We start from the raw sequence: 24,603 nt of genomic DNA, 5'->3' as shown, positions 1-24,603 counted from the left end.
GCGGTTCGACTTGCGCTTGCTGTTTGCCTTGCTGCTGACGATTGCGACCACCGCCACCGCGGTGGCGGAACGGCGCGTGGCGCTGGTCATGGCAGAGGACGACTACCGGCTGGTGCGGCCGCTCGCCAATCCCATCCATGACGGCGAGGCGATGGAAGCCGCGCTTAAGAAGCTCGGCTTCGAGGTCACCCTAGAAACCAACCGGGACCTTCGGCGCATGCGGCGCGCGCTCGACGACTTTCGCGAGGATGCCAAGGGCGCCGATGTCGCGCTGGTCTATTTCTCCGGCCATGGCGTCGAAATCTCAGGCGACAACCGGCTGCTGCCGGTCGATGCCGACGCGTCTTCGCTCGATCAACTGGACAAGACCAGTCTGCCGCTGGAGGAGGTGCGCGATGCCGTCGCCGCGACCGCCAAGGTCGGGTTGATCGTGCTCGATGCGTGCCGCAGCGATCCGTTCTCGGCAAGCAGCGGCGAAGGGCGTGGCGCGACTTCGCTGGCGAAGGATGTCGCCGACAAGGTCAAGCCGGGTCTCGGCCGCGTCGGGCGTGCGGAAAACATCCTGTTCGCCTTCTCGGCCGCCCCGGGCGAGACCGCCGCCGACGGCACCGGCCAGAACTCGCCCTTCACGACCGCGCTGACCAAATATCTCGGCACGGATGGATTGGAGATCCGCTCGGTGCTGACCTTGGTGCAGCAGGAGGTCTATGACCTCTCGCGCGGCAAGCAACTGCCTTATGTCGAAAGCGGCCTGCCGAAACTGTTCTTTGCCGCTGCCGCCAAGGAACAGCTGCCGGAGCGCGAACGGCTGCTGCTGGCCATGGCCGACGTGACCCCGGAAATGCGCGGCGAGGTCGAACAGATCGCCAGCGACGCCGATATGCCGCTGGCGCCGCTTTATGGCGCGCTGATCAGTTCCGACGCCAACCATCTCTCCGCCGACAGCCTGAATGCCCGGCTGCGCGAGGCCGCCGACGCCTTCGTCAAGGTGCGCGGCGAAATGAAGACGCTCGCCTCCGACGATCCGCAGGTGGCGGAATTGCGCCGGCAGGCCGAGGAACAGCTTTCGCTCGGCGCCTTCGATGGTGCCCGCGCTCTTCTCGCCAAGGCCGCCGACATCGACAATGTTTCGCGCCAGGCGCTGAAGGGCAATTTCGTCAGCCGCACCCTGTCCGAGGCCGCGACGCGCTTCCTATCCGGTGGTGCGGCGCGCGCCGACCTCGACTACGCCACGGCCATTAGTGACTATGAATCGGTGCTGGCGCTCTATGGCGAGGCCGGGCAGACCTCGCTCAACCTGGAACAGGCCGATCGCCAGAGCCGCACGCTGGAGGAACTCGGTATTCTCTATACGACGGTGGGCAATGTCGAGGCGGCCGGCCGCGCCTTTACCGCGCTGTTGACCAATCTCGAGCAGCGGTCACGTCAGGAAACCGACCGCAGCGTCAAGCGCGATCTCGCCATCAGCCACATCAAGCTCGCCAACATAAAGATGGTGCAAGGCGACCTGCCAACCTCCCTGGAGCACTATGAGGCGGCCCGGGACATGCTGCGGGACCTGACCGCAAGCGTGCCGGACGAGAAAGGCTGGCTCGGGGATCTTGCCATGGCCAATGACAAGATCGGCAACGTGCTGGCAACGCAGGGCGATGTGGGTGCGGCGGCCAAGGCCTACCAGCAAAGCCTGTCGATCAAGCAGAAATTGGCCGATGCCGAGCCGAACAGCGCCTACCTGCTGCGCGACCTGACCATAACCTATGATGAAATCGGCGACCTTGCCCGGACCGCGGGACAGTTGGACGACGCCCAAACGGCCTTTGAAGAGAGCCTGAGAATTCGGCTTGTGCTGGCCAAGAACAAACCCGATGACCCTGAGCGCGAGCGCGCGGTTTCTGTCAGCCACGAGAGGATTGGGGATGTACTGCGCGAGCGCGGCGACGCCGCCGGTGCGCTCGCGGCCTACAGCAAGAGCCAGGCGATCGCCGAGGAACTGGTACGCCGTGACCCTAACGACACCGACTTGAAGCGCGATCTGTCGATCAGTTACGCCAAGATCGGCAACGCGCTCAACGACCAGGAGAACTGGCCAGCGGCACTGGCTTCCTATCAGCAAGCGCTGGCCGTAGCGCGCGAACTTGCCGCTGAAGACCCCGGCAACACCGACTGGCAGCGCGACCTGTCGGTCTGCCTGGAAAAAGTTGCCGGTGTGCTTGATGCCCAGGGCAATGTCGGCGGCGCATTGCAAAACTACCAGGATAGTCTTGCCATTGTCGACCGGCTGGCCAAGCTCGATCCAGGCAATTCCGACTGGCAACGCGACCTGTCGATCACTTTGTCGGAAATCGGCATGCTGGAGACCAAGCAGCGCCACTTCGAGGGCTCCAAGAAGGCCTTCGAGGCCAGCCTCGGCATCCGCCAGAAACTGGCTCAGTCCGATCCGAACAATGCGATCTGGCAATTTGATCTGGTACAGGCCTACATCAACTACGCGTATGTGGCGAAGGATCCGAAGGCCGTGCTGACCAAGGCGCTGAACCTGACGCTGGAGCTCGACCGCACAGGCCGGCTGGCTCCAAGAGACAAACCCACGATCAAATATTTGCGCGGCGTTCTCGCCAAATTGAACGCCCAGAAAAAATAGCCGGCTGCCAGCCCGGGATTCGGCCCGGAAATGCCCGCAAACCTTGGAAAAACTGCCTTTAGCGCCTATATCTACGTTATATCAGACGCGCGATTCGGGGCCGATTTTTCGCGCTGTACAAGCGGCATCTAGACAATAGGTTTTCATGAGCGACCAGACCGAGAACACCAACGGCGCCGAAGCCGAATACGGCGCCGATTCCATCAAGGTTTTGAAGGGCTTGGACGCTGTCCGCAAACGCCCCGGCATGTATATCGGCGACACTGACGACGGTTCGGGCCTGCATCACATGGTCTACGAGGTGGTCGACAACGCCATCGACGAGGCCCTGGCAGGGCACGCCGACCTCGTCACCGTGACGCTCAACCCCGATGGTTCGGTGACGGTGATCGACAATGGCCGTGGCATTCCGACCGATATCCACACCGGCGAAGGCATTTCCGCGGCCGAAGTGATCATGACGCAGCTGCATGCCGGCGGCAAATTCGACCAGAATTCCTACAAAGTGTCGGGCGGCCTGCATGGCGTCGGCGTCTCGGTGGTCAACGCCCTTTCGGCATGGCTGAAGCTCAAGATCCGCCGCAACGGCCAGATCTTCGAAATGAGCTTCACGCACGGCAATGCCGATGCGCCGTTGAAGGCCACGGGTAGCTACGAGCAGGACAAGCAGCCAGGCACCTATGAGGGCCGCAGCGGCAGCTCGATCACCTTCTTCCCGTCGGCCGAAACCTTCACCATGGTCGAGTTCGACTTCGGCACGCTGGAGCACCGGCTGCGCGAGCTCGCCTTCCTCAATTCCGGCGTGCGCATCATACTGACCGACGCCCGCCACGCCGACGTCGTGCGGCATGAACTGCACTATGATGGCGGCCTCGAAGAGTTCGTCAAGTATCTCGACCGGGTCAAGAAGCCGCTGATCGAGAAGCCGATCGCCATCAAGGCCGAGCGCGACGGCATTACGGTCGAAGTGGCGATGTGGTGGAACGACAGTTATCACGAGAACGTGCTGGCCTTCACCAACAACATCCCGCAGCGCGATGGCGGTACCCATCTGGCCGGTTTCCGTGGCGCGCTGACGCGCCAGATCACCGGCTATGGCGAATCCTCGGGCCTGACCAAGAAGGAAAAGGTCTCGCTGATCGGCGACGATTGCCGCGAAGGGCTGACGGCGGTACTGTCGGTCAAGGTTCCCGATCCGAAATTCTCCTCGCAGACCAAGGACAAGCTGGTTTCCTCCGAGGTCCGCCCGGTGGTCGAGGGGCTGGTCAACGAGGCGCTCGGTACCTGGCTGGAAGAGCATCCGACCGAAGGCAAGGTGGTCATCGACAAGGTGATTCAGGCCGCGGCGGCGCGCGAAGCCGCGCGCAAGGCGCGCGACATCACCCGCAAGAGCTCGCTCGGCGTCACGTCCTTGCCCGGCAAACTGGCCGACTGCCAGGAGCGCGATCCGGCGAAATCCGAAATCTTCATTGTCGAGGGTGACTCGGCCGGCGGCTCGGCCAAGGGTGGCCGTTCGCGCCAGAACCAGGCTATCCTTCCCCTGCGCGGCAAAATCCTCAACGTCGAGCGGGCGCGTTTCGACCGCATGCTCGGCTCCGACATGATCGGCACGCTGATCACGGCGCTGGGCACCTCGATCGGCAAGGACGAGTTCAACGCCGACAAGCTGCGCTACCACAAGATCATCCTGATGACCGACGCCGACGTCGACGGCGCCCATATCAGGACCTTGTTGCTCACCTTCTTCTTCCGGCAGATGCCGGAGCTGATCGAGCGCGGCCATCTCTACATTGCCCAGCCGCCGCTCTACAAAGTGACGCGCGGCAAGAGCTCGCAATACATCAAGAATGAAAGCGCCTTCGAGGAGTTCCTGATCGAGTCCGGGCTGGAGGAAGCGTCGCTCACGCTGGGCTCGGGCGAAGTGCGTACCGGGCAGGATCTGCGCGGTGCGGTCGACGACGCGCTGGCTGTGCGCCAGCTCATCAACGGCCTGCACACGCGCTACAACAGAGGCGTGGTCGAACAAGCGTCGATCGCCGGCGGTCTCAACCCCGACGTCTTCAGCGATCTTGGCCGCGCCAACGCCATGGCGGAGCGGATCGCGCAACGGCTCGACATCATCGCCGAGGACACCGAGCGCGGCTGGACCGGCCGCATGTCGACCTCGAATGACGGCAGCGGCGGCTATGTCTTCGAGCGCACCGTGCGCAGCGTCAAGGAATACGCCCATCTCGACATGGGGCTGATCAATTCGGCCGACGCCCGCCAGCTCGACCGCTACGCACAGCGCCTCAGCGAGGTCTACGGGACGCCGCCCGTGCTGCGCCGCAAGGATGTCTCCGAAGTCGTCTCGGGGCCACTGGCGCTGCTCAACGCCGTCTTTGCGACCGGCCGCAAGGGGCTGACCATGCAGCGCTACAAGGGTCTCGGCGAAATGAATGCCGAGCAATTGTGGGAAACCACGCTCGACCCGAATGTGCGCTCGCTGCTGCAGGTCAAAGTCAACGACGCGACCGATGCCGACAGCCTGTTCTCACGGCTGATGGGCGACGAGGTCGAGCCACGGCGCGAATTCATACAGGACAACGCGCTGTCGGTCGCCAATCTGGATATTTGATGCATGTCGCCCAAAACCGTGCAGCGGTTTTGGGCAAACGATATGCACAAGAGTCTGGAGCGGTTCACCGTTTCACGGAAACGGCGAACCGCTCCATCTCTTTGTTTTAACGCAATTCCGGACGGAAAACCGCTCACACTTTTCCTGGAATTGCTCTGCGCGCGTCCGCTGAATCCGCTTCAATGCGACGGGCTTTGAGACTGTAGCGATGCGCTGAAGAAGTCTGCCAGGGCGGCGTTCAGGCGCTGATGGAACGCGGCCCGGTCAAAGCCGGGTGCGTCGATGCAAATTTCGGGAGCAGCGGCGCGCCGTCCGGCACCGCATGGCGGCAGGAACGCATAGTGACCCGCCAGGGGTTCGACACGATACTCCGGCGGTCGCGGCAGCGCCGAACGGATCTGTTCCTCATACCAGGGGTCGGGTTGATGCCGGTCGTCGGCCGCGCGCCATAGAAGCACCGGGATCTGAACCGCGGCGAGGCCGGCGCGGTCAAAGGTGAAGCCGAACGCCGGCGCGGCAGCCGCGATGGCGCGAATTCGCCGATCAGGCTGCCACGCATCCGGTGGCGGCTGGACCGCTTTTGCAACGGAATGGACCCCCGCTTTCGCCAACGCCGTGCAAAGATCGTGCTGCGGGTTTGCCGCACAGTATGGGTCGATCCTGCCGAGATCGGGTATTCCGCCCGCTTCGATCAGTACGGTGAAGCCGCCATTCGAGAATCCGAAGGCGCCGATGCGCTGCGGATCGATGTCGGCGTGCTCCTGCCAGTCCTTCAGCATGAAATCGATCAGCCGGCTTAGCTGGGCTGGCCGGCGCCATAACATCAGCACCTTGCTCTGGTCGTCGAAAGTATCGCCGGCGTGGCTGACCGCGGCGACGATGAACCCCGCTCTCGCCAGCGCGATCGCCGTATCATAGTGGCCGGCATAGGATCCGCCGCCGCCATGCGAGATCACGATAAGCGGCAGCGCATGGCCTTTTACCGGACCGGAAGGCGCAACGCGCTGGTGGAAGCCTTCCAGCGGTACATCGCGCGGCTCGGCTGAAGTCGGGTACCAGATACCGGCAGCCAGCGGCGCCTCTCCGCCATTGGGTATTTGAACCGCTTCGAAGCCCACGGGAGAAAGATGCGCGGTGTCTTCGGCAGCCGAACTGGCCGATGGCGCGCCGATCGGCGCACCAGCTGCAGCGGCAAGGGCCGCGCCCCAGGTGAACAGACCAGAGAGCAAGACGAGGCCGACGAAAATTGCCGGGCGCAGCCCGCGGACAGGAGCAGAAATCCGCCGGGCTTTTGCTCTTTGCTTCTTCTGGAATCTCTTCAGAGCCATTTGGCTTCCTGTTCGGCAAGGCACTTCGAAGAAAATTCGTCCAGATTTCCGCTTTTGCCCGACACGGCCTATGGGTCAAATCACAACAACATGATCACTTGAGCCATTGGTGCGGAGCGACGCTCCGAATTGTTCCATCGCCGGCAAACAAAATCATTTTATAGCCCGCCGGAACGGAAGCCCTCTCGGGACATTGTGCCAACATCGATCACAATTTCTCACAGGAGGCCTTCATGGGACGTGGTATTTTGCTCTGGTTGCTCGGTATTCCGATCCCAATCATCATCCTCATCATGCTGTTCGTACGGTAGGGGGCGTTGATGCAGCCCACCGTATCGGCTATCGACCTATCCGCTTCAGAAGAATCCTCCGCGACAGCAGTCAGTTGGGGACCGATCATTGCCGGCGCTTTCGCGGCTTCGACGCTGACTTTCATCCTGATGCTGCTCGGCTCCGGTCTTGGGCTCACCATGGTCTCACCATGGTCGGGCTCTGGTGCGTCGATCACCACCTTCGCGGCGTCGACCGCGATCTGGCTGGTTATCGTGCAATGGCTGTCCTCCGGAGTCGGCGGCTACCTAGCGGGGCGCCTGCGTACCAAATGGGTCGGCATCCACACGGATGAGGTCTATTTCCGCGACACGGCGCACGGCTTTCTTGCCTGGGCGTTGGCCACGTTGCTTGTCGTCGGTGTCCTCGGCTCTGCGCTTTCCGCAGTGCTTGGCTCGGGCGTGCAGGCCGTGTCCACGGTGGCGTCGGGTGCAGCCCTGGGAGCATCTGCCGGTGCCTCAGCCAATGCCGGCAATGCGTCGGCCGACAACGCGACCTCCTATCTGGTGGATTCGCTGTTTCGTCCCGCCGATCCGAGCAAGCTGGCTGCTGCCACTCCGGATGGGGATGCCGCCGCTGTAGGCCAGGCCTCGCGTATCCTCGTCGCCAGCGCCGCCGCGGGTGAGATTTCGGCCGACGACAAGACCTACCTGGCGCAACTGGTTGCCGCCCGCACCGGCCTTTCCGAGGCCGACGCCAAGGCGCGCGTCGATGCAATGGTTGCCAAGGTCGAGGACGCCAAGGTTAAGGCCAAGCAGGCGACCGACAGCGCCAGGAAGGCCAGTGCGACCTTCGCCCTGCTCGGTGCCCTATCGCTGGTCATCGGCGCCTTCATCGCCAGTGCGGCCGCGGCCCTCGGCGGCAGGCAGCGCGACGAAGAGGAAGCGGTTTTCCTGACCAGCCGCTGAGCCTAGGCTTGCGCCAGAAATGAAAGAGCCCGGCACCAGAGCCGGGCTCTTTGCTATTTCTGCCTATCGGCCGTATCAGTGATCCATGGCCTTGACGATTTCCTCGGTCATCTTCTTGGCGTCACCGAGCAGCATCATGGTGCCGTCCTTGTAGAACAGCGTGTTGTCGATGCCGGCATAGCCGGAGCCGAGCGAACGCTTGACGAAGAGGCAGGTGCGCGCCTTGTCGACGTCGAGGATCGGCATGCCGTAGATCGGCGAGGACTTGTCGTCGCGGGCAGACGGGTTGGTGACGTCGTTGGCACCGATGACATAGGCGACGTCGGCCTGGGCGAACTCCGAATTGATGTCCTCGAGCTCGAACACTTCGTCATAGGGCACGTTGGCTTCGGCCAAGAGCACGTTCATGTGTCCGGGCATGCGGCCGGCCACAGGATGAATGGCGTACTTCACGTCGACGCCGTTGGCCTTGAGCTTATCGGCCATTTCGCGCAGCGCGTGCTGCGCCTGGGCGACCGCCATGCCGTAGCCGGGCACGATGATGACCTTCTGCGCGTTCATCATCAGGTAGGCGGCGTCGTCGGCCGAGCCCTGCTTGACCGTGCGCTCGATGCCGTCATCGGCCGCAGCCGCCGTCTCGCCGCCGAAGCCGCCGAGGATGACCGAGATGAAGCTTCGGTTCATGCCCTTGCACATGATGTAGGACAGGATCGCGCCGGACGAGCCGACCAGCGCGCCGGTGATGATCAGCGCCAGATTGCCGAGCGTGAAGCCGAGCGCAGCCGCCGCCCAGCCCGAATAGGAGTTGAGCATCGAGACGACGACCGGCATGTCGGCGCCGCCGATCGGGATGATCAGGAGAATACCGAGCACCAGCGAGGCGGCGACGATCAGCCAGAACACCAGTTTTGACTCGGTGGTGACGAGCAGGATGATCAACACGATCAGCGCGACGCCGAGGGCCGCGTTGATGAAGTGGCGGCCGCCGATCATGATCGGCTTGCCGGACATGCGGCCATCGAGCTTCAGGAAGGCGATGACCGAGCCGGTGAAGGTGATGGCGCCGATGGCGACGCCGAGGCTCATTTCGATCAGCGCTTGTGCATGGATGTCGCCCGCCGTGCCGATGCCAAAACTTTCCGGCGCATAGATGGCCGCCGCCGCGACCATGACGGCGGCGAGGCCGACCAGCGAATGGAAGGCGGCGACCAGCTGCGGCATCGAGGTCATGGCGATGCGGCGCGCGGTGACGGCACCGACACCGCCACCGATGGCGAGGCCGAGCACGATGAGGCCGAAGCGGCCCGCGGACGGGGTTGCCAGCGCCAGCGTGGTGGCAATGGCGATGCCCATGCCGATCATGCCGTAGAGATTGCCCTGGCGGCTGGTGGTCGGATGCGACAGGCCGCGCAACGCCATGATGAACAGGACGCCGGAGACGAGATAGAGGAAGGACGCGAAGTTGGCGTTCATGGCGCTCTACTTGTCCTTCTTCTTGTACATGGCCAGCATGCGCTGGGTGACGAGGAAGCCGCCGAAGATGTTGACCGAGACCAGCATCAGCGCCACGAAGCCGAAGCCGGCGGCAACGCCGGAAGCGGCGATGCCGACGGCGAGCAGCGCGCCGACGACGATGACCGACGAGATGGCGTTGGTGACGGCCATCAGCGGCGTGTGCAGCGCAGGGGTCACCGACCAGACGACATAGTAGCCGACGAAGATCGCCAGCACGAAGATGGCGAAGCGGAAGACGAAGGGATCGATGGCGCCGCCGGACAGGGCGTGCGCGGCATCACCCGCCGCCTCGGCGCCGCCTGGAGCATTGGCCAGGTTCTGCACCGCCAGCCGGACGGCGGCACTTGCCTGGTCGAGCTGGTCCAGGGCTTTCTGCAGGGTCTGATCCATCACGCTGTGCCTTTCGACTTGGGCGAGGACGACTTGGATGCGGCAGGTTTCTTGGCTGCGGTCTTTTTCGGCGTGGACGCGTCGGCGACCATGGTCTTGGCTGGGATCGCCGCCGGCTCGACACGCGGCTGCTGGTCGGCCTTGGCGAAGGCCGGATGAACCACCTTGCCGCCGTCGGTCAGCATCGTCGCCTTGACCAGATCGTCGTCGCGGTTGATGGCGAGCGTCTTGGTGGCCTTGTCGACCAGCGTCTCGAGGAAAGCGAACAGGTTCTTGGCATAGAGAAGCGAGGCGGACGCAGCGACGCGGCCTGGCACGTTGAGGTGGCCGACGATTTTTACGCCATTGGCCGTGGTCACCACCTGACCCGGCCGAGCACCTTCGACATTGCCGCCACGTTCGACGGCGAGGTCGACGAGCACCGAGCCCGGCTTCATCGAGGCGACCATCGCCGCCGACACCAGCTTCGGCGCCGGCCGGCCTGGAATCAGCGCCGTGGTGATGACGATGTCCTGCTTGGCGATGTGCTCGGCGGTGAGTGCCGCCTGCTTGGCCTGGTATTCCTTGGACATTTCCTTGGCGTAGCCGCCGGCTGTTTCGGCGGCCTTGAACTCTTCGTCCTCGACGGCCAGGAACTTCGCGCCGAGCGAGGCGACCTGTTCCCTGGCGGCGGGGCGCACGTCGGTGGCGGTGACAACGGCACCAAGGCGGCGCGCCGTGGCGATCGCCTGCAGGCCGGCGACGCCGACGCCCATGATGAAGACTTTCGCCGCCGGCACCGTGCCGGCCGCCGTCATCATCATCGGCAAGGCACGATCATATTCCGAGGCGCCGTCGATGACCGCCTGATAGCCGGCGAGATTGGCCTGGCTGGATAGCACGTCCATCGATTGCGCCCGGGTGATGCGCGGCATGAATTCCATCGAGAAGGCAGTGACACCGGCCTTTGCCAGCGCCGCGACGACGGCGTCGTTGCCGTAGGGATCCATGATGGCGATCACGGCCGCACCCGATTTGTAGCTCTTCAGCTCGGTTTCATCAGGCCGGCGGACCTTCAGCACGACATCGGCCTTGGCAACGTCCGCGGTCTTGCCGATGGCGGCACCCGCCTTGGCAAACTCTTCGTCGGGGATGCGCGACCTTGTGCCGGCGCCGGTTTCGACAATCACGTCGAAGCCCAGCCCCGCCAGCCGCTTGACCGTATCGGGCGAGGCCGCGACGCGCGGCTCGTTCGCATCAAGCTCACGAGGGATGAAAACCGTCTGTCCCACCGCATGATCCTTTCGGCTGGAACCTGTTTGCGCAAAGTCGGCCGGAATATCCGGCGAGGTCAATGGCAACTGGGTTTTGGAAGGTCTATCGCAGAATGAAGGCGCCGGCGGCCATGATCAAGGCGAACAGGATAAGTGCCGAGAAGAAACCGCCCGCGAAGAAACCGAAGGCCATCGCGATAAGCAGCGCGCCGCAGAAAAGCGATCCATATTTGGCCAGAGCGAGAAAGCCCGCATAGGTGCGGTCATGCTCGGCATAGTCCATCTTCGCGCCCAGTTCGACAGGACCGGTCGGCGAGTGATCAGCCATAGGAATACCCCTTCGAAGACATCTTTCAGGCACATAGCGAAAAGCCGGCCCGAGAGCAATGGCGCTATTGCCGCATTGGAGCCGACAACTGCCTCAAGGGAAAATTGAAACCGCCGACCGGTTCGGCGAAGGGTGGCTGTTGCGGCAGGGCAGCTCGGCGGCGCTCAGCCAGCGAGGTGCGGGAAAAGCCCGAGCAGCCCGACGACGATCAGATAGAGCGCGACGATGTAGTTCAGCAGCCGTGGCATGATCAGGATCAGCACACCGGCGATCAGCGAGATAAGCGGCGTGAGCGCAAGCTGGGAAATATGCATGTCGGGGGTCCTTTCCAGAGGCGATGGCATCGGCTGATGCTGCCACTGATAACGCCGTCAGGCCTGGAAAGCTCCATCGGGATGCATCGTTACCCAATGACGAGACATGAGGCCCTTGGGCCGCGTGCTCTTAGGCCGCTTCGAAATATTTGGCGGTGGGCAGGATGGTCAACGGCGCCAGTTCACCCCTGTTGGGGCGTTGGAAAAGCATGCGTTGCTCGAACGTCGTCGAGTTGAAGAACGGGAAGCGATCCAGCGTCGCCTGCATGTTTTCGGAGCATTTCGACTGGAACAGATGCACGGGAACGGTAAGCCCGGGGTAGTTTCGCGGGGGTACCGCCTGCTCCGACCTGAAGATGCGGTGATAGAAAGCGGAATGTTCTTCCTTGATCGCCGTCAGGCAATAAGTCGGCTTGAAGTGACTGCAGGCAACCACCGCCAGCCTGAGCGTAATGTATGGCAGCACCCGCAGGCTGCTCGACCATTCGAGATCGGCCGCGAACCGGCTTGGATCGACGAAAGTCTCACCGGCCGCCAGACGCCGCGCCAGCACGTCGCCGAAAACATCGGTACTGGGTGAAACAGGGTATCTCGCGCTGGCATAATGGAGCCTGATGGTGCTGACGAGCACACCGTCGAAGAACACGCCAAAGCGATAGGAATTGGGCAGATCGTCGAAACTGTCCTTCACCATGCGGGAAGCCATCGGCTTCACCATGCCGGCGTGAAGGTAGGAGTTGTAGCGGAGCCTGTAGATCGCCTCGAGGTCCTCGGCGCCATCGCAGAGCCGATATTCCACGTGCTCCAGAACATCCATGACGTGATCCGAGAACACTGACGGGCGATGCTTATCGCTGGTCGCAGCCGCCAGCGGCGTACCCAATACCTTGTTTTCCATTTTGTCCTCGCACCGCCACACAACGACAATAGCGAAGCGCTGGAGGAACAAGAAGCAAAATTGCCAGCTTTTGCGTTTACCCTAAATTAACGTTAACAAATGGTAAATTGCGGGCGCAGCGGCGCTTTGGGCAATTCGACGGCTGATTTCAGGTGGCGACGCGCCTTGCAACCGGCTGCAATTCCGCGGCGAAAGGCCAGGTCACGTTGGACATGGTTTCGATGCCCGACGCGCTGAGTGCTGCGCCGAACAGGAAGCCCTGGACAAGATCCGGCTTCACCGAATGCAGCAGGACCTTGAGCTGCTCAAATGTTTCGACGCCTTCGATAGTGACTATGAGTCCCAGGATACGGGCCAGGTCGACGACGCCCTTCAGCAGCTCCAGCGAGCGCGGATTCTGGGTGACGTCCATCACGAAGGAGCGGTCGATCTTGATCTTGTCGAGAGGCAGCTTGTGGAGATAGCTCAGGCTCGAATAGCCGGTGCCGAAATCATCAAGGGCAATGCGCACGCCAAGCTGCTTCAGTTCCTCGATGTATTGGCGGGTCTGCGACTTGTCATCCAGCAGTGCGGTTTCGGTGACTTCGATCTCGAGGCGGTTGGCCGCGAGCCCGGAAACCTCCAGCGCTTCGCGAACCTTCCGGATGACGTCGCCATTGCGGAAGTCCCTGGCGGACAGATTGACCGAGACGCTGGTCTGGTCGCGCCATTTGGCGCATTCGAGGCAGGCGGCCTGAAGCACAAAGGCGCTGATCTCTGAAATGATGCCCATCTCCTCGGCCAGCGGGATGAAGACGCCGGGTGAGATCGGTCCGAGATCGGGATGGTCCCAGCGGCACAGCGCCTCGCAGCTGGCGATGCGCATGGTGTCCATCGCCACGATCGGCTGATAGACGACCCGCAGGCTCCTGCTTTCCACCGCGCTGCGAAGATCCGCCTTCATCAGCTGCCGGTTGCGGAACGCGGCGTCCATTGCCGCCTCGAACAGCCGCCAGCCGTTCTTACCAAGCTCCTTGGCCTTGTAGAGCGCGAGGTCTGCCTTGACGATCATGGCGTCGACATCGGTTTCCGCGACCTTGGACAGAACCGCGCCGGCGCTGGCCTGGATCCGCAATCCATGCCCGGCGACGTCCACCTCGCCCTGCAATGCCGCGAAGATCTCGTCGATCTGCATGGTCAGATGGCTCTCATCCTCGATGCGGTCGAAGAAGACCATGAATTCGTCGCCGCCGAAACGGCTGACGGTGATGCCTTGCCCGGCAACGGCGGCGAGACGCTCGGCGACCGCGTAGATCAAACCGTCGCCGATCGGATGGCCGAGCGTGTCATTGACGCTCTTGAAATCATCGAGGTCGAGCACGGCCAGGCCGCACAGGCGGTCGCGCTCTCCGGAGGCCATCAGCTCGCCGACCAGTTCATGGAAATAAGCACGGTTCGGCAGACCGGTAAGGTTGTCGTAGCGCGCCATGAAACGGATCTTTTCCTCCGCCTCGACTCGAGCCGTGACGTCTTCAAAGGTGATGACACCCAATTCCTGGTTGCCTTCGCGAGCGGAGAATTCGTAGTGCTGCCCGTTGGAGAAGGAGACAAGCACCTTGCGGTCACGTCCCTCGCGCAGCGCGCGCGTCAGTTGCGCCTCGACATAGCGGCAATCCTTCGGTGCCAGCATGCCGCCGGCGACGCCGCGCAGCAACAGCGAATGGATCGACCGTCCGAGCAGTTGGTCCGGCGACCTTAGTGACATCAGACGGGCGGCTTCAGCGTTGCCGACGACCACCTTGCCGTCGGGGCCGAGCATCACCAGACCATGCGACATGGTGTTGAGGGCGCGGTTGAACCGCTGTGCGATCTGTCGCGCCTGCTTGTGTCCAACGACCGCCGAAAACAACACGTTGCGGACGTGGTCGGCACTGCCCTTGATGATAAACATGAAGGGAATGATCAGCAGGCCCAGCACGACATAGGGGATGTCGAGCCTGAGGATGAGCGCCGCGGCGATCGGCCCGACAAAGGTAACCGCGAAGATCATTACCATGCGCGGCGACCCGTAATTTCGGCCGACGACGGTCACCAACGAAGCCATCGTTACCGACAGCGCTCCGATCTCTGCATAGGAATCGGAGTAGACATAGATGGAGATGAAGCAAAAGAACCCCAGCAACAACCCTTGAAGGCTGCCCTTCAGGATGTATTCGCGCTCCCACTTCTTTGCATCGGCGGCGTCGTGCATTTCGCCGCCCGAGCGGTGGAACCGCCGCAGGCTGAAGTAACGCCAGACGCCGATGCCAAGCAGCGCGCCCGCCAGAGCCAGAAAAACCGGCTGGCCATTGCGCCAGTAAACCATGAGGCTGATGACAGCGTGACAAAGCGCGCCGATTATCAGCATGTGCGCGTTGTCGAACAACGAGCGCACAAACTGGATATAAACATCCACGGGGATGTTATCGGCTTTTGTTTTGCCCATTACTGGCGCCCAATGAGCCCCAGCCTTGGCATAGTCCCATTAAAAAACCTTTAGCTTGGCTTGAAATGCCTGATTTCAGAGGCTTTTTGGATCACTCGGCGGCCTGGAGTTCCACCCGCGTCGGCGAGCTAGACAGGCGCTCGACCAGTCTTCGACGCTCGCCCGCGGCCTTTTCCGCGCTGGCCTGCCGGACATGGCCATAACCACGGATGAGCGCGGGAACCGAAACCAGAGCGACCGCCGCCTCGGCCTTATCAGGCGCCAGCGACCTGGCGACGAGCTCAAGATCGCCCTCATATTGCGCCAGAAGCTGCCGTTCCATGCGCCTTTCGGCGGTATAGCCGAACAGGTCGAAAGCGGTGCCGCGCAGGCCCTTCAGCACCGCCAGCAGCCGGAAACCCTTCATCATCCAGGGGCCAAAGCTCGACTTCCTCGGTCTGCCGTCATTGCCGCGACGGCCCATGATCGGTGGGGCGAGATGGAATTCGAGTTTTTCATAGCTCTGGAACTGCTTGCCTAGCTCGGCGGCGAAGGAGCCGTCGGTGTAGAGCCGCGCCACCTCGTACTCGTCCTTGATCGCCATCAGCTTGAACAGGTTCCTGGCCGCTGCCTCGGTCACGGCGGTCGAGCCTGGCACGGCCCTGGCCTCGGCGGCGCGCAGCAGCGCCAGCCTGTCGGCATAGCGCTTGCCATAGGCGGTGTTCTGGTAGGCGGTCAGGAAGGCGACACGGCGGGCAATGATCTCGTCCAGCGTCTGCGCGACCGGGGCCGTCTCTCCTGCCTTGCCTGGCTGGGCGACGAGGCCACGCACGAAATCCGGCTGGTGCGCCGCGCGGCGGCCCCAGCGGAAGGCGGCGATGTTCATCGCCACCGCTTCGCCGTTCAGCTCGATCGCCCTCTCGACAGCCTCCGCCGACAGCGGCAGGCCGCCATGCTGGAAGGCAAAGCCGAGCATGAACATGTTGGCGCCGAGCGAATTGCCGAACAGCGCCGTGGCGGTGCGGGTGGCATCGAAGAAATGCGCCTTGTCGTCGCCGGCGGCGGTGCGGATCGCCTTCTTCAGGCGCTCGATCGGCAAGGAGAAATCCGCCGAGCGGGCAAACTCGCCGGGCATGATCTCGGCGGTGTTGGCAAGGAAGATCGTATGGCCCTCGCGCACTGCGGTCAGCACCTTCTTGGCACCCGACACGACGAGGTCGCAGCCAAGCACGAGGTCGGCCTTGCCAGCCGAGACGCGGATGGCATGGATCTCGTCCGGCGTGCGGGCGATGCGGACATGGGTGAATACCGAGCCGCCCTTCTGGGCGAGGCCAGCCATGTCGATCATGCCGCAGCCCTTGTCCTCGAGATGGGCCGCCATGCCGAGCACGGCACCAACGGTGACGACGCCGGTGCCGCCGACGCCGTCGATGATCGCCGCCCAGCCCTCGGCGCCCAGCGGGAATTCGGCCGGTGTCGGGACGCCGTCAAGCGGATCGGTCTTGCCGGCAAGGCCCTCGGCCTTGCGGATCTTGGCGCCGTGCACGGTGACGAAGGACGGGCAGAAGCCGTTGACGCAAGAGAAGTCCTTGTTGCAGCTCGACTGGTCGATCTTGCGCTTGCGCCCGAATTCGGTCTCTGCCGGCTGGATCGAGACGCAGTTCGACTGCACGCCGCAATCGCCACAGCCTTCGCAGACCAGTTCGTTGATGAAGACGCGCTTGTCGGGATCGGGAAAGGTGCCGCGCTTGCGCCGCCGGCGTTTTTCGGCGGCACAGGTCTGGTCGTAGAGCAGGATCGAGACGCCCTTGACGTCGCGCAGCTCGCGCTGGACGAGATCGAGGTCGTCGCGGTGATGGATGGTGGCGCCGGCCGGAAATTCGGCCTTGCCGGCGTATTTGTCCGGCTCGTCGGTGACGATGGCGATGCGGTCGACGCCTTCGGCCCGCACCTGCCTGGCGATCATGTCGACCGTCAGGCCGCCCTCATGCGGCTGGCCGCCGGTCATGGCCACGGCGTCGTTGTAGAGGATCTTGTAGGTGATGTTGGCCTCGCTCGACAAAGCGAAGCGGATCGCCAGCGTGCCGGAATGATTGTAGGTGCCGTCGCCGAGATTCTGGAAGATGTGCCCGCGCTTCGAGAACGGCGCCTGGCCGACCCATTGCGCGCCCTCGCCGCCCATGGCCGTGAAGCCCAGCGTGTTGCGATCCATCCAAAGCGCCATGAAATGGCAGCCGATGCCGGCGGCGGCGATCGAACCGTCCGGCACCTTGGTCGAGGAATTGTGCGGACAGCCGGAACAGAAGAAGGGCGTGCGCGAACCGATGTCGGTGGCATCGGCCAGCATCGCCTGGAACTGGCGCAGCTTGCCGACCCGCGCCGAGATATCCTCCGACGGGCCGATGGTCTTGACGATCCTCTCGCCAAGGGCAATGGCGATCTCGTTGGGATCAAGTGCGCCCTTGGCCGGAAACAGCCAATCGCCGCGCTCGTCCTTCTTGCCGACGATGACCGGCTGCGAGGCGGTGCCATAGAGGCTTTCGCGCAGCTGCACCTCGATCAGCGAACGCTTCTCCTCGACGACGACGATGGTGTCGAGGCCGCGGGCAAAGTCAGCGATGTGCTGCAGGTCGAGCGGCCAGGGGCAGCCGACCTTGAACAGCCTGATGCCGATGCGGTTGGCGGCCGCCTCGTCGATGCCGATGTCCTCCAGCGCCTGGCGGACATCGAGATAGCTCTTGCCCAGCGTGATGATGCCGAGCTTGGGGTTGCGGCCGCCCGAATAGACGATGCGGTTCAGCCCGTTGGCATGGATGAAGGCGGAGGCTGCGGCACGCTTGTATTCGTGCAGCCGCTCCTCCTGGCCGAGCATATCGATCTCGTGGCGAATGTTGAGGCCGCCCGGCGGCATGTCGAATTCCGGCACGACGATGTTCAAGCGCTCGAGCGAGGCATCGACCGAGGCCGTCGATTCGATGTTGTCCTTGACGCATTTGATCGCCGCCCAGGTGCCGGCAAAACGCGACATCGCAAAGCCGTACAGACCGTAGTCGATGATCTCCTGGACACCGGCCGGGTTGAGGATGGGCACCATGGTGTCGACGAAGAGGAATTCTGTTGCGTGCGCGTTGGTCGAGGATTCGGCCATATGGTCGTCGCCCATCAGCGCAAGCACGCCGCCATGCTTGGATGAGCCGGCGAGATTGGCGTGGCGGAACACGTCTCCCGAACGATCGACGCCCGGACCCTTGCCGTACCAGACGGAAAAGACACCATCATGGGTGCCCTCACCCAGGAGTTCCGTCTGCTGCGATCCCCAGCAGGCGGTGGCGGCAAGCTCCTCGTTGAGGCCGGGCTGGAAGACGATGTCGGCCCCGGCGAGCTGCTTCTTGGCCTTCCACAGCTGCATGTCGAGGCCGCCGAGCGGTGAGCCGCGATAGCCGGAGACGAAACCGGCGGTGTTCAGGCCAGCGCGGCGGTCGCGCTCGCGCTGCATCAGGAGCATGCGGATGACCGCCTGCGCGCCGGACAGGAAGATGCGCTCCTTCCCGAGGTCGAACTTGTCGTCGAGCGCGACATCATGCAGCGTCATCAGGCATTTCCTCTGCGAAGGCCGCGCGGGAGCAGGCAGCCAACGTCGGGGTCGGATGACGCATCCTTTCTCCCCTTGCAAGTGAGGTCAAACAAAATCGCAGGAGCCAGGCAACGCGCAACAAACAGTCCGGCGGGTGCTGGAGCGCGCACGAAACCGCACGTCGAGAGTGCCTCGGCGCACGAAAACTCCGGCCGGAATCGATACCGTCTGAAGGTGTCAGCCGGCTTTCGAGCAGTCCGGCTTCGGCTCGCCCGGCAGCTTGCCGTCGGGATGGCCGGCGAGATCGGGATTGGGCGTATAGAGCTGGTCCATGACCAGCGGCCGGTCGGGCAGGATCGACTGGTCTTCCGTCGACATCAGCGTGGTGTCGATCTTCTGCAGGACCGCGCCGTCGGCGCCCTTGATGCTGATGGCGATGGCGTAGGGCTTGTTCTTGACGATGCAGGTCAGCGCCGGGCTCTCCAGGCTGACCTTGTCGAGCTTCGGCCAGACCTTCTGCTCGACCACCAAGGGCGCACCGCCGGCGGGATTCTGGAAGCTGGCAACCGCCACCTGACCCTCGCCCATCGGCTGCAGGGGCCGTAGCGTCACGACATAGGTCGCCCTGGCGAGACGGTAGTTGAAGACAAATATCTTGCCGGAAACCTCGAACAGCTTGCCCTCGCCGCCGGTGTCGCGGCAGGCGCCGAGGGTCGCTGCGGCAATCAACATGGCGCCGGCAACGAGCGCGCGTGAAAATCCTCTAGGCATCCTTGACCTCATGGGCCGCCATGCGGCGGCGGCGATAGTGACGACTTGCCTTCTGCCGGTTGCCGCACACCGCCATGTCGCACCAAAGCCGGCTGGAATTGCGGCTTCTGTCGACGAACAGCCAGGTGCAGTTGGGGCAGATCCTGAGCCGCGCGACCGTGTCGTCGCGCAGCAGCGAAAGGGCCGAGACCGCCAGCGCCGCCTCGAAGGCGATAGGCGCCGCCGGATCGCCGAACGGCCTTCCCGGCGCGCCGATCTCGGTCCGGCTGCCGGCCAGGCCCTCGGCGCAGGCACGCAGGAAGTCTGGCAGGTCGGCGGTGGCGACTGACCCATTCGACACCGCGCCGCGAAACAGCCGGTCTGTCGTCTCGCGGATCGACAGCACGACAGGCGCGATTGCCCTCGGCGAGGACACGGTCAGCCGCCGGTCCCCAAGCTCGGCGGCGCGAAAGCCGCTGGCCGCGTCGGCGAAGCGGGCGATTTCGGCCGGATCGTCAAAACGATCGAACGTGCGCTCCGGATCGCCGCGCAGCACGACGGTGTTCGCCGTATCGAGCGCAAGCAGGCCGCCGGTGAAGCGGTGCGGGGTCCAAGCAACTGTCATGATGCAAAATCTAACCGATAAATCGCATTTGACAAGTTAGATTCGGCGATGCAAACCTCCGTTGCGCACGGTATCGTCGCCTTTGTCTCGAGCATTCCGTCGTCCCGACCGCTGTCGGCGAGATGCTTTTGGTGTTGTTGAGCATGCTCTATTTCTTCCAGCAGGTGCTGAACGGGCTGCACTCCGGCGCGCTCTATGCGCTGCTCGCCTTCGGCTACGTGCTGATCAACGGCATCCTGCACCGCACCAACCTCGCCTATGGCGCGCTGTTCGCCTTCAGCGGCCAGGCAATGATCCTGAGCGTCGCCTTCGGCTACCAGGTGCTGTGGCTGAAGCTGTTGGCGTCGGTGCTGTTCGGCGTCGTCGCGGCATTCCTCTATGCCGCGCTGATCAGCCACGTCCTATCGCGCAGCGTCTTCGAACCGTTGGCCGACCGCTCGCCCAATGCGATTGTGGTGACGACGCTGGGCATCCTGATCGTCCTGTCGGAAGCAAGCCGCATCGCCGCCGACACGCATGATCTGTGGCTGCCGCCAATGCTGGCACAGCCCATCGTTTTCGCCGAAGGCGCCGGCTTCAAGGCGACGCTGACGCTGATCCAGGTGCTCGACTGCGCGGTGGTGCTGGCGGCGGTCGCACTCGCCACCTCAGCGTTTGCCCGCTCCAGCTTCGGCCGGCGCTGGCGCGCCGTCTCCGACGACCCGCGCGCTGCCGCCCTGTGCGGCGTTGATGTGCGCGGCGTGTTCCGCCATGCCGTGCTGCTCGGCGGCTTCTGCGCCGCGCTGGCCGGCGTCATGGCCAGCCTCTACTACGGCAACGTCAGCTTCGGTTCCGGCCTCGTCTACGGCCTGAAGATCCTGTTCGTGACGGCAGTCGGCGGCTATCTCTCGCCGCCACGGGCAGCGCTTGGCGCGGCCGCCTTCGGCATGGCCGAATCACTGTGGGCCGGTTATTTCCCAATCGAATGGCGCGATGCGTGGATGTATCTGTTCCTGGTGGCCATGCTGATCCTCATCGGCGCCGGCCGCGACACGAGCAAAGTCGTCTGAACCATCAGACTTTGGTTGCATGACGCGGGGCAGAGCGCCCTTGTCCGGCCCCGCTCTCCATCCGATACCGTTTTGCTGCCTCCATGCGTGTTGACCCGTCCGGCCACGCGCGGCATACCGTTGGGCCACGAGGCGTGACGGCAGGGGGAACCGGCACGCCTCCGCTACAAGGGAGGACTGCATGCAAGGGCCGCTCGCTCTGTCACGAGGCATCGACCGCCTCAACGAATTCATCGGCAAATCGGTATCCTGGCTGATCCTGCTGGCGATCCTGGTGAGCGCGGCCAACGCCGTCATCCGCAAGATCTTCGACATTTCGTCGAATGCGTGGCTGGAGCTGCAATGGTATTTGTTCGGCGCCGCCTTCATGCTGGCCGCCGCCTATACGCTGAAGCAGAACGAGCATATCCGCATCGACATTGTCTACGGCCTGTTTTCACGCCGCGTACAGCACTGGATAGACCTTCTCGGCCATCTCCTCTTCCTGATGCCGTTCGTGACGCTGATGGTCATCTATTTCGTTCCCTACGTCTCGCTGTCGTTTCGCAGCGGCGAAATGTCCAACAATTCCGGCGGTCTCATCATCTGGCCGGCCAAGGCCATCCTGCTGGTCGGCTTTTTCCTGCTTGCGCTGCAGGGCATCTCCGAAATCATCAAGAAGATCGCCATCATGCGCGGCGACATGGACGACCCCAATCCGTTCATATCGGCACATGAGCAAGCCGAACTCGAAGCCAAGGCACTGGCCGACGAGGTGCGCTCGTGATGGAATTCATCGCGCAGAACATGGCGCCGATCATGTTCGCCTCGCTGATCATCTTCCTGCTGATCGGCTACCCCGTGGCCTTCTCGCTGGCCGCCAACGGCTTGATGTTTTTCTTCATCGGCGTGCTCCTCTCGCCCTATTCTGGTGGATCGATCAATCTCGCCTGGCCGCTTCTGCACGCACTGCCGGATAATTTCTACGGCTCGAGGGTGATGTCTAACGACACGCTGCTGGCCATTCCGTTCTTCACCTTCATGGGCATCGTGCTCGAGCGATCCGGGATGGCCGAGGATCTGCTCGACACGATCGGCCAGTTGTTCGGTCCGATCCGCGGCGGCCTCGCCTATGCGGTGATCTTCGTCGGCGCGCTGCTGGCGGCGACCACCGGCGTGGTGGCGGCATCCGTCATCGCCATGGGTCTGATCTCGCTGCCGATCATGTTGCGCTACGGCTACGACCGCCGGCTGGCTGCCGGTGTGATCGCGGCATCCGGCACGCTGGCCCAGATCATCCCGCCATCGCTGGTGCTGATCGTGCTTGCCGACCAACTCGGCCGCTCGGTCGGCGACATGTACGCCGGCGCACTGATCCCGGGTCTGGTGCTGACCGGCCTCTACGCGCTTTACATCCTCATCGTATCGATCTTCCGGCCGAAAATGGCGCCGGCGCTGCCGCTCGAAGCACGCACGCTCGGCCACGGTGTTCTGTCGCTGCTGGTGGCGCTGGTGGTGGCGGTGGCCATCTCCTATGCCGCGTATCGCTATCTCGCGCCAGCCCATGGCGACAATGCCGACATTCTCGGCGCCACCGTAGGGGTGCTCTTCATCTACATCGTGGCAATTGCCGACAAACGTCTGAACTTCAACATGATGTCCAGGCTGGCACAGCAGGTGGTCATCGTGCTGATCCCGCCGCTGGCACTGATCTTCCTGGTGCTTGGCACCATCTTCCTCGGCATCGCCACCCCGACCGAGGGCGGCGCCATGGGCTCTGTCGGCGCATTGATCATGGCGGCGGCAAAAGGGCGGCTGTCGCTGGACGTGATCAAGCAGGCACTGACCTCGACGACGCGGCTGTCGTCCTTCGTGCTGTTCATCCTGATCGGCGCGCGCGTCTTCTCGCTCACCTTCTACGGCGTCAACGGCCACATCTGGGTCGAACACCTTTTGACCTCGCTGCCGGGCGGCGAAGTCGGCTTCCTGATCGGCGTCAACATCCTCGTCTTCTTCCTGGCCTTCTTCCTCGATTTCTTCGAACTGGCCTTCATCATCGTGCCGCTGCTGGCGCCGGCGGCCGACAAGCTCGGCATCGACCTGATCTGGTTCGGCGTGCTGCTGGGCGTCAACATGCAGACCAGCTTCATGCATCCGCCCTTCGGCTTCGCGCTGTTCTACCTGCGCTCGGTCGCCGCGCGCGTGCCCTATCTCGACCGCCTTACCGGCAAGCAGATCGCGCCGGTGACGACCGGCCAGATCTATTGGGGCGCGGTGCCCTTCGTGCTGATCCAGGTGGTGATGATCGGGCTGACCATCGCCTTCCCGCAAATGGTGATGCGCTACAAGGCCACGGTGACCGATCCGGGCACGATCGACTACAAGGTGCCGGAAGTGCCCGGCCTGTCGCCGCTCGGTACACCGCCGGCTGGTGGCACGGCCCCCGCCAATGGCGGCAGCGCACCGGCCGCGCCCGGTACGCCGGACCTGTCGCAACCGCCGAGTTTCGGCGATGCGCCGCCGGCCAAGCCGGCAACGCCCGCGCCTGACCTCTCGCAGCCGCCGAGCTTCAATTGATGGGGACGGCGCCATGAAAGCGGTGCGGCTGGAGGCGGTTGGCAGCATTGCGCTGCGCGAAGTCGGCAAACCTGTCGCCGGCCCGGACGAGCTTCTGGTGCGGATCGAGGCTTGCGGCGTCTGCGGCACCGACCGGCATCTTTTCCATGGCGAATTCCCCTGCCGGCCGCCGGTGACGCCCGGACATGAATTTTCGGGCATCATCGAGGCGGTCGGCGACACCGTCTCCGGCTTTGCCGTCGGCGACCGCGTCACCGGCGACCCCAACATCGCCTGCGGACGATGCCCGCAATGCCATGCCGGCCGGGTCAATCTCTGCCGCAATCTCAACGCCATCGGCATCCATCGCGATGGCGGCTTTGCCGAGTATGTCGTGCTGCCGCAGAAACAGGCTTTCATCCTGCCCGCCGATCTGCCGCCGACGCATGGCGCCTTCTGCGAGCCGCTCGGCTGCTGCCTGCATGGCGTCGACCTTGCGCAGATCAGGCCGGGCAGCTCGGTGATCGTGCTGGGCGGCGGCGTGATCGGCCTGCTGACCGTGCAATTGGCAAAACTGGCCGGCGCCACGACCATCATCCTGTCGACCAGGCAGGCTTCTCGGCGCGCGCTTGCCGAGGCGCTCGGCGCGACGGCGACGGTCGATCCCACCGCCGGCGACGTCATCGATGCCATCGCAGGCCCCGCGGGCCTGATGCCGGGCGGCGCCGACGTGGTGTTCGAATGCGCTGGCGTGCGCGACACCGTCGAGCAATCGATGCGACTGGCAAGGGCCGGCGGCACGGTCGTCATTGTCGGCGTGACGCCGCAAGGCATGAAGGCGGAATTCGAACCTTTTGACTTGCTGTTTCGGGAATTGAAGGTGGTCGGCTCATTCCTCAATCCCTACACGCATCGCCGCGCCGCCGAGCTTATCGCGTCGGGCGCGATCGAGATCGACCGGCTGATCTCCAGGCTGGTGCCGCTCGACGAGGCGGCCGATGTGATCGCCAACCCGCCGGCGCCCGGCGAGGTCAAGGTTCTGGTGGTGCCGCGACGGGGTTGAGCCGAGGACCAGTCGCGCCGGACCCGCTTGCCGTCACGCCCC

At 63.6% G+C, this 24,603-nt stretch carries 18 protein-coding genes; 7 read left to right on the top strand and 11 right to left on the bottom strand.

Going from position 1 to position 24,603, the window contains the following annotated elements; translation table 11 throughout:
- Positions 1 to 10 precede the first annotated feature (10 nt).
- Together ACVILI_RS07025 and gyrB are read left to right on the top strand one after the other, a co-directional pair.
- Positions 11 to 2,641, top strand: coding sequence for a caspase family protein (locus tag ACVILI_RS07025; RefSeq protein WP_038651620.1), 2,631 nt, complete (start codon positions 11 to 13; stop codon positions 2,639 to 2,641).
- A 145-nt stretch (positions 2,642 to 2,786) separates the two neighbouring features.
- Complete coding sequence (gene gyrB, locus ACVILI_RS07020; protein WP_019862771.1) at positions 2,787 to 5,258, top strand: DNA topoisomerase (ATP-hydrolyzing) subunit B; 2,472 nt, start codon at positions 2,787 to 2,789, stop codon at positions 5,256 to 5,258.
- 179 nt (positions 5,259 to 5,437) lie between these two features.
- Here the strand turns inward: gyrB and ACVILI_RS07015 are convergent, their stop codons facing one another.
- Positions 5,438 to 6,586, bottom strand: coding sequence for an alpha/beta hydrolase family protein (locus tag ACVILI_RS07015; protein ID WP_064984402.1), 1,149 nt, complete (start codon positions 6,584 to 6,586; stop codon positions 5,438 to 5,440).
- Between the two features lie 320 nt (positions 6,587 to 6,906).
- Here ACVILI_RS07015 and ACVILI_RS07010 point away from each other — a divergent pair, with 320 nt between their 5' ends.
- Positions 6,907 to 7,824, top strand: coding sequence for a membrane protein (locus ACVILI_RS07010; protein WP_038651614.1), 918 nt, complete (start codon positions 6,907 to 6,909; stop codon positions 7,822 to 7,824).
- Between the two features lie 75 nt (positions 7,825 to 7,899).
- Here the strand turns inward: ACVILI_RS07010 and ACVILI_RS07005 are convergent, their stop codons facing one another.
- From ACVILI_RS07005 to ACVILI_RS06960, 10 genes are all read right to left on the bottom strand, one after another.
- The gene (locus tag ACVILI_RS07005; RefSeq protein WP_019862768.1) at positions 7,900 to 9,297 is read right to left on the bottom strand and encodes an NAD(P)(+) transhydrogenase (Re/Si-specific) subunit beta; all 1,398 of its coding nucleotides are present in this window, start codon (positions 9,295 to 9,297) and stop codon (positions 7,900 to 7,902) included.
- A gap of 6 nt (positions 9,298 to 9,303) precedes the next feature.
- On the bottom strand, positions 9,304 to 9,729 hold the full coding sequence (locus ACVILI_RS07000) for a proton-translocating transhydrogenase family protein (protein WP_032919126.1): 426 nt from the start codon (positions 9,727 to 9,729) through the stop codon (positions 9,304 to 9,306).
- Complete coding sequence (locus ACVILI_RS06995) at positions 9,729 to 11,000, bottom strand: Re/Si-specific NAD(P)(+) transhydrogenase subunit alpha (protein WP_038653728.1); 1,272 nt, start codon at positions 10,998 to 11,000, stop codon at positions 9,729 to 9,731. The genes ACVILI_RS07000 and ACVILI_RS06995 overlap by 1 nt, the downstream gene beginning before the upstream one ends.
- 85 nt (positions 11,001 to 11,085) lie before the next feature.
- On the bottom strand, positions 11,086 to 11,310 hold the full coding sequence (locus ACVILI_RS06990) for an aa3-type cytochrome c oxidase subunit IV (RefSeq protein ID WP_019862765.1): 225 nt from the start codon (positions 11,308 to 11,310) through the stop codon (positions 11,086 to 11,088).
- 164 nt (positions 11,311 to 11,474) lie between these two features.
- Positions 11,475 to 11,624: a DUF3096 domain-containing protein gene (locus ACVILI_RS06985; protein WP_019862764.1), complete on the bottom strand. Its 150-nt coding sequence runs from the start codon at positions 11,622 to 11,624 to the stop codon at positions 11,475 to 11,477.
- 130 nt (positions 11,625 to 11,754) lie between these two features.
- Positions 11,755 to 12,522 (bottom strand): N-acyl amino acid synthase FeeM domain-containing protein, encoded by a 768-nt coding sequence (locus ACVILI_RS06980; RefSeq protein ID WP_038651611.1) that lies wholly within the window; start codon positions 12,520 to 12,522, stop codon positions 11,755 to 11,757.
- Between the two features lie 148 nt (positions 12,523 to 12,670).
- Complete coding sequence (locus ACVILI_RS06975; RefSeq protein ID WP_038651609.1) at positions 12,671 to 14,986, bottom strand: putative bifunctional diguanylate cyclase/phosphodiesterase; 2,316 nt, start codon at positions 14,984 to 14,986, stop codon at positions 12,671 to 12,673.
- Positions 14,987 to 15,077: 91 nt separating this feature from the next.
- Positions 15,078 to 18,557 carry an indolepyruvate ferredoxin oxidoreductase family protein gene (locus tag ACVILI_RS06970; protein WP_038651606.1) on the bottom strand — a complete coding sequence of 1,160 codons (3,480 nt, stop codon included), beginning with the start codon at positions 18,555 to 18,557 and terminating at the stop codon, positions 15,078 to 15,080.
- 219 nt (positions 18,558 to 18,776) lie between these two features.
- Positions 18,777 to 19,310, bottom strand: a complete 534-nt coding sequence (locus ACVILI_RS06965; protein ID WP_080643856.1) for a hypothetical protein — start codon at positions 19,308 to 19,310, stop codon at positions 18,777 to 18,779.
- Positions 19,303 to 19,914, bottom strand: a complete 612-nt coding sequence (locus ACVILI_RS06960) for a CGNR zinc finger domain-containing protein (protein WP_019862759.1) — start codon at positions 19,912 to 19,914, stop codon at positions 19,303 to 19,305. Before ACVILI_RS06960 ends, ACVILI_RS06965 begins: the two co-directional genes overlap by 8 nt.
- 143 nt (positions 19,915 to 20,057) lie before the next feature.
- Here ACVILI_RS06960 and ACVILI_RS06955 point away from each other — a divergent pair, with 143 nt between their 5' ends.
- From ACVILI_RS06955 to ACVILI_RS06940, 4 genes are all read left to right on the top strand, one after another.
- Positions 20,058 to 20,963: a branched-chain amino acid ABC transporter permease gene (locus ACVILI_RS06955; protein ID WP_038653725.1), complete on the top strand. Its 906-nt coding sequence runs from the start codon at positions 20,058 to 20,060 to the stop codon at positions 20,961 to 20,963.
- Positions 20,964 to 21,144: 181 nt separating this feature from the next.
- Positions 21,145 to 21,729: a TRAP transporter small permease subunit gene (locus tag ACVILI_RS06950; RefSeq protein ID WP_019862757.1), complete on the top strand. Its 585-nt coding sequence runs from the start codon at positions 21,145 to 21,147 to the stop codon at positions 21,727 to 21,729.
- Positions 21,729 to 23,519, top strand: a complete 1,791-nt coding sequence (locus ACVILI_RS06945) for a TRAP transporter large permease (protein WP_019862756.1) — start codon at positions 21,729 to 21,731, stop codon at positions 23,517 to 23,519. The genes ACVILI_RS06950 and ACVILI_RS06945 overlap by 1 nt, the downstream gene beginning before the upstream one ends.
- A 13-nt stretch (positions 23,520 to 23,532) precedes the next feature.
- The gene (locus ACVILI_RS06940) at positions 23,533 to 24,561 is read left to right on the top strand and encodes a zinc-dependent alcohol dehydrogenase family protein (RefSeq protein ID WP_038651603.1); all 1,029 of its coding nucleotides are present in this window, start codon (positions 23,533 to 23,535) and stop codon (positions 24,559 to 24,561) included.
- Positions 24,562 to 24,603: the final 42 nt, after the last annotated feature.

This window comes from Mesorhizobium sp. USDA 4775, from assembly GCF_054062655.1.
Note: the sequence above shows the minus strand (reverse complement) of the source record. Positions and strands in the feature narration are given on the sequence as shown.

Coding starts and splice junctions, on each gene's coding strand:
- ACVILI_RS06975 (WP_038651609.1), bottom strand. CDS start 14,986: ATGGGCAAAACAAAAGCCGATAACATCCCCGTGGATGTTTATATCCAG.
- ACVILI_RS06945 (WP_019862756.1), top strand. CDS start 21,729: ATGGAATTCATCGCGCAGAACATGGCGCCGATCATGTTCGCCTCGCTG.
- ACVILI_RS06955 (WP_038653725.1), top strand. CDS start 20,058: ATGCTCTATTTCTTCCAGCAGGTGCTGAACGGGCTGCACTCCGGCGCG.
- ACVILI_RS07015 (WP_064984402.1), bottom strand. CDS start 6,586: ATGGCTCTGAAGAGATTCCAGAAGAAGCAAAGAGCAAAAGCCCGGCGG.
- ACVILI_RS07010 (WP_038651614.1), top strand. CDS start 6,907: ATGCAGCCCACCGTATCGGCTATCGACCTATCCGCTTCAGAAGAATCC.
- ACVILI_RS06960 (WP_019862759.1), bottom strand. CDS start 19,914: ATGACAGTTGCTTGGACCCCGCACCGCTTCACCGGCGGCCTGCTTGCG.
- ACVILI_RS06950 (WP_019862757.1), top strand. CDS start 21,145: ATGCAAGGGCCGCTCGCTCTGTCACGAGGCATCGACCGCCTCAACGAA.
- gyrB (WP_019862771.1), top strand. CDS start 2,787: ATGAGCGACCAGACCGAGAACACCAACGGCGCCGAAGCCGAATACGGC.
- ACVILI_RS06980 (WP_038651611.1), bottom strand. CDS start 12,522: ATGGAAAACAAGGTATTGGGTACGCCGCTGGCGGCTGCGACCAGCGAT.
- ACVILI_RS06990 (WP_019862765.1), bottom strand. CDS start 11,310: ATGGCTGATCACTCGCCGACCGGTCCTGTCGAACTGGGCGCGAAGATG.
- ACVILI_RS06985 (WP_019862764.1), bottom strand. CDS start 11,624: ATGCATATTTCCCAGCTTGCGCTCACGCCGCTTATCTCGCTGATCGCC.
- ACVILI_RS06940 (WP_038651603.1), top strand. CDS start 23,533: ATGAAAGCGGTGCGGCTGGAGGCGGTTGGCAGCATTGCGCTGCGCGAA.
- ACVILI_RS07005 (WP_019862768.1), bottom strand. CDS start 9,297: ATGAACGCCAACTTCGCGTCCTTCCTCTATCTCGTCTCCGGCGTCCTG.
- ACVILI_RS07000 (WP_032919126.1), bottom strand. CDS start 9,729: ATGGATCAGACCCTGCAGAAAGCCCTGGACCAGCTCGACCAGGCAAGT.
- ACVILI_RS06970 (WP_038651606.1), bottom strand. CDS start 18,557: ATGACGCTGCATGATGTCGCGCTCGACGACAAGTTCGACCTCGGGAAG.
- ACVILI_RS06965 (WP_080643856.1), bottom strand. CDS start 19,310: ATGCCTAGAGGATTTTCACGCGCGCTCGTTGCCGGCGCCATGTTGATT.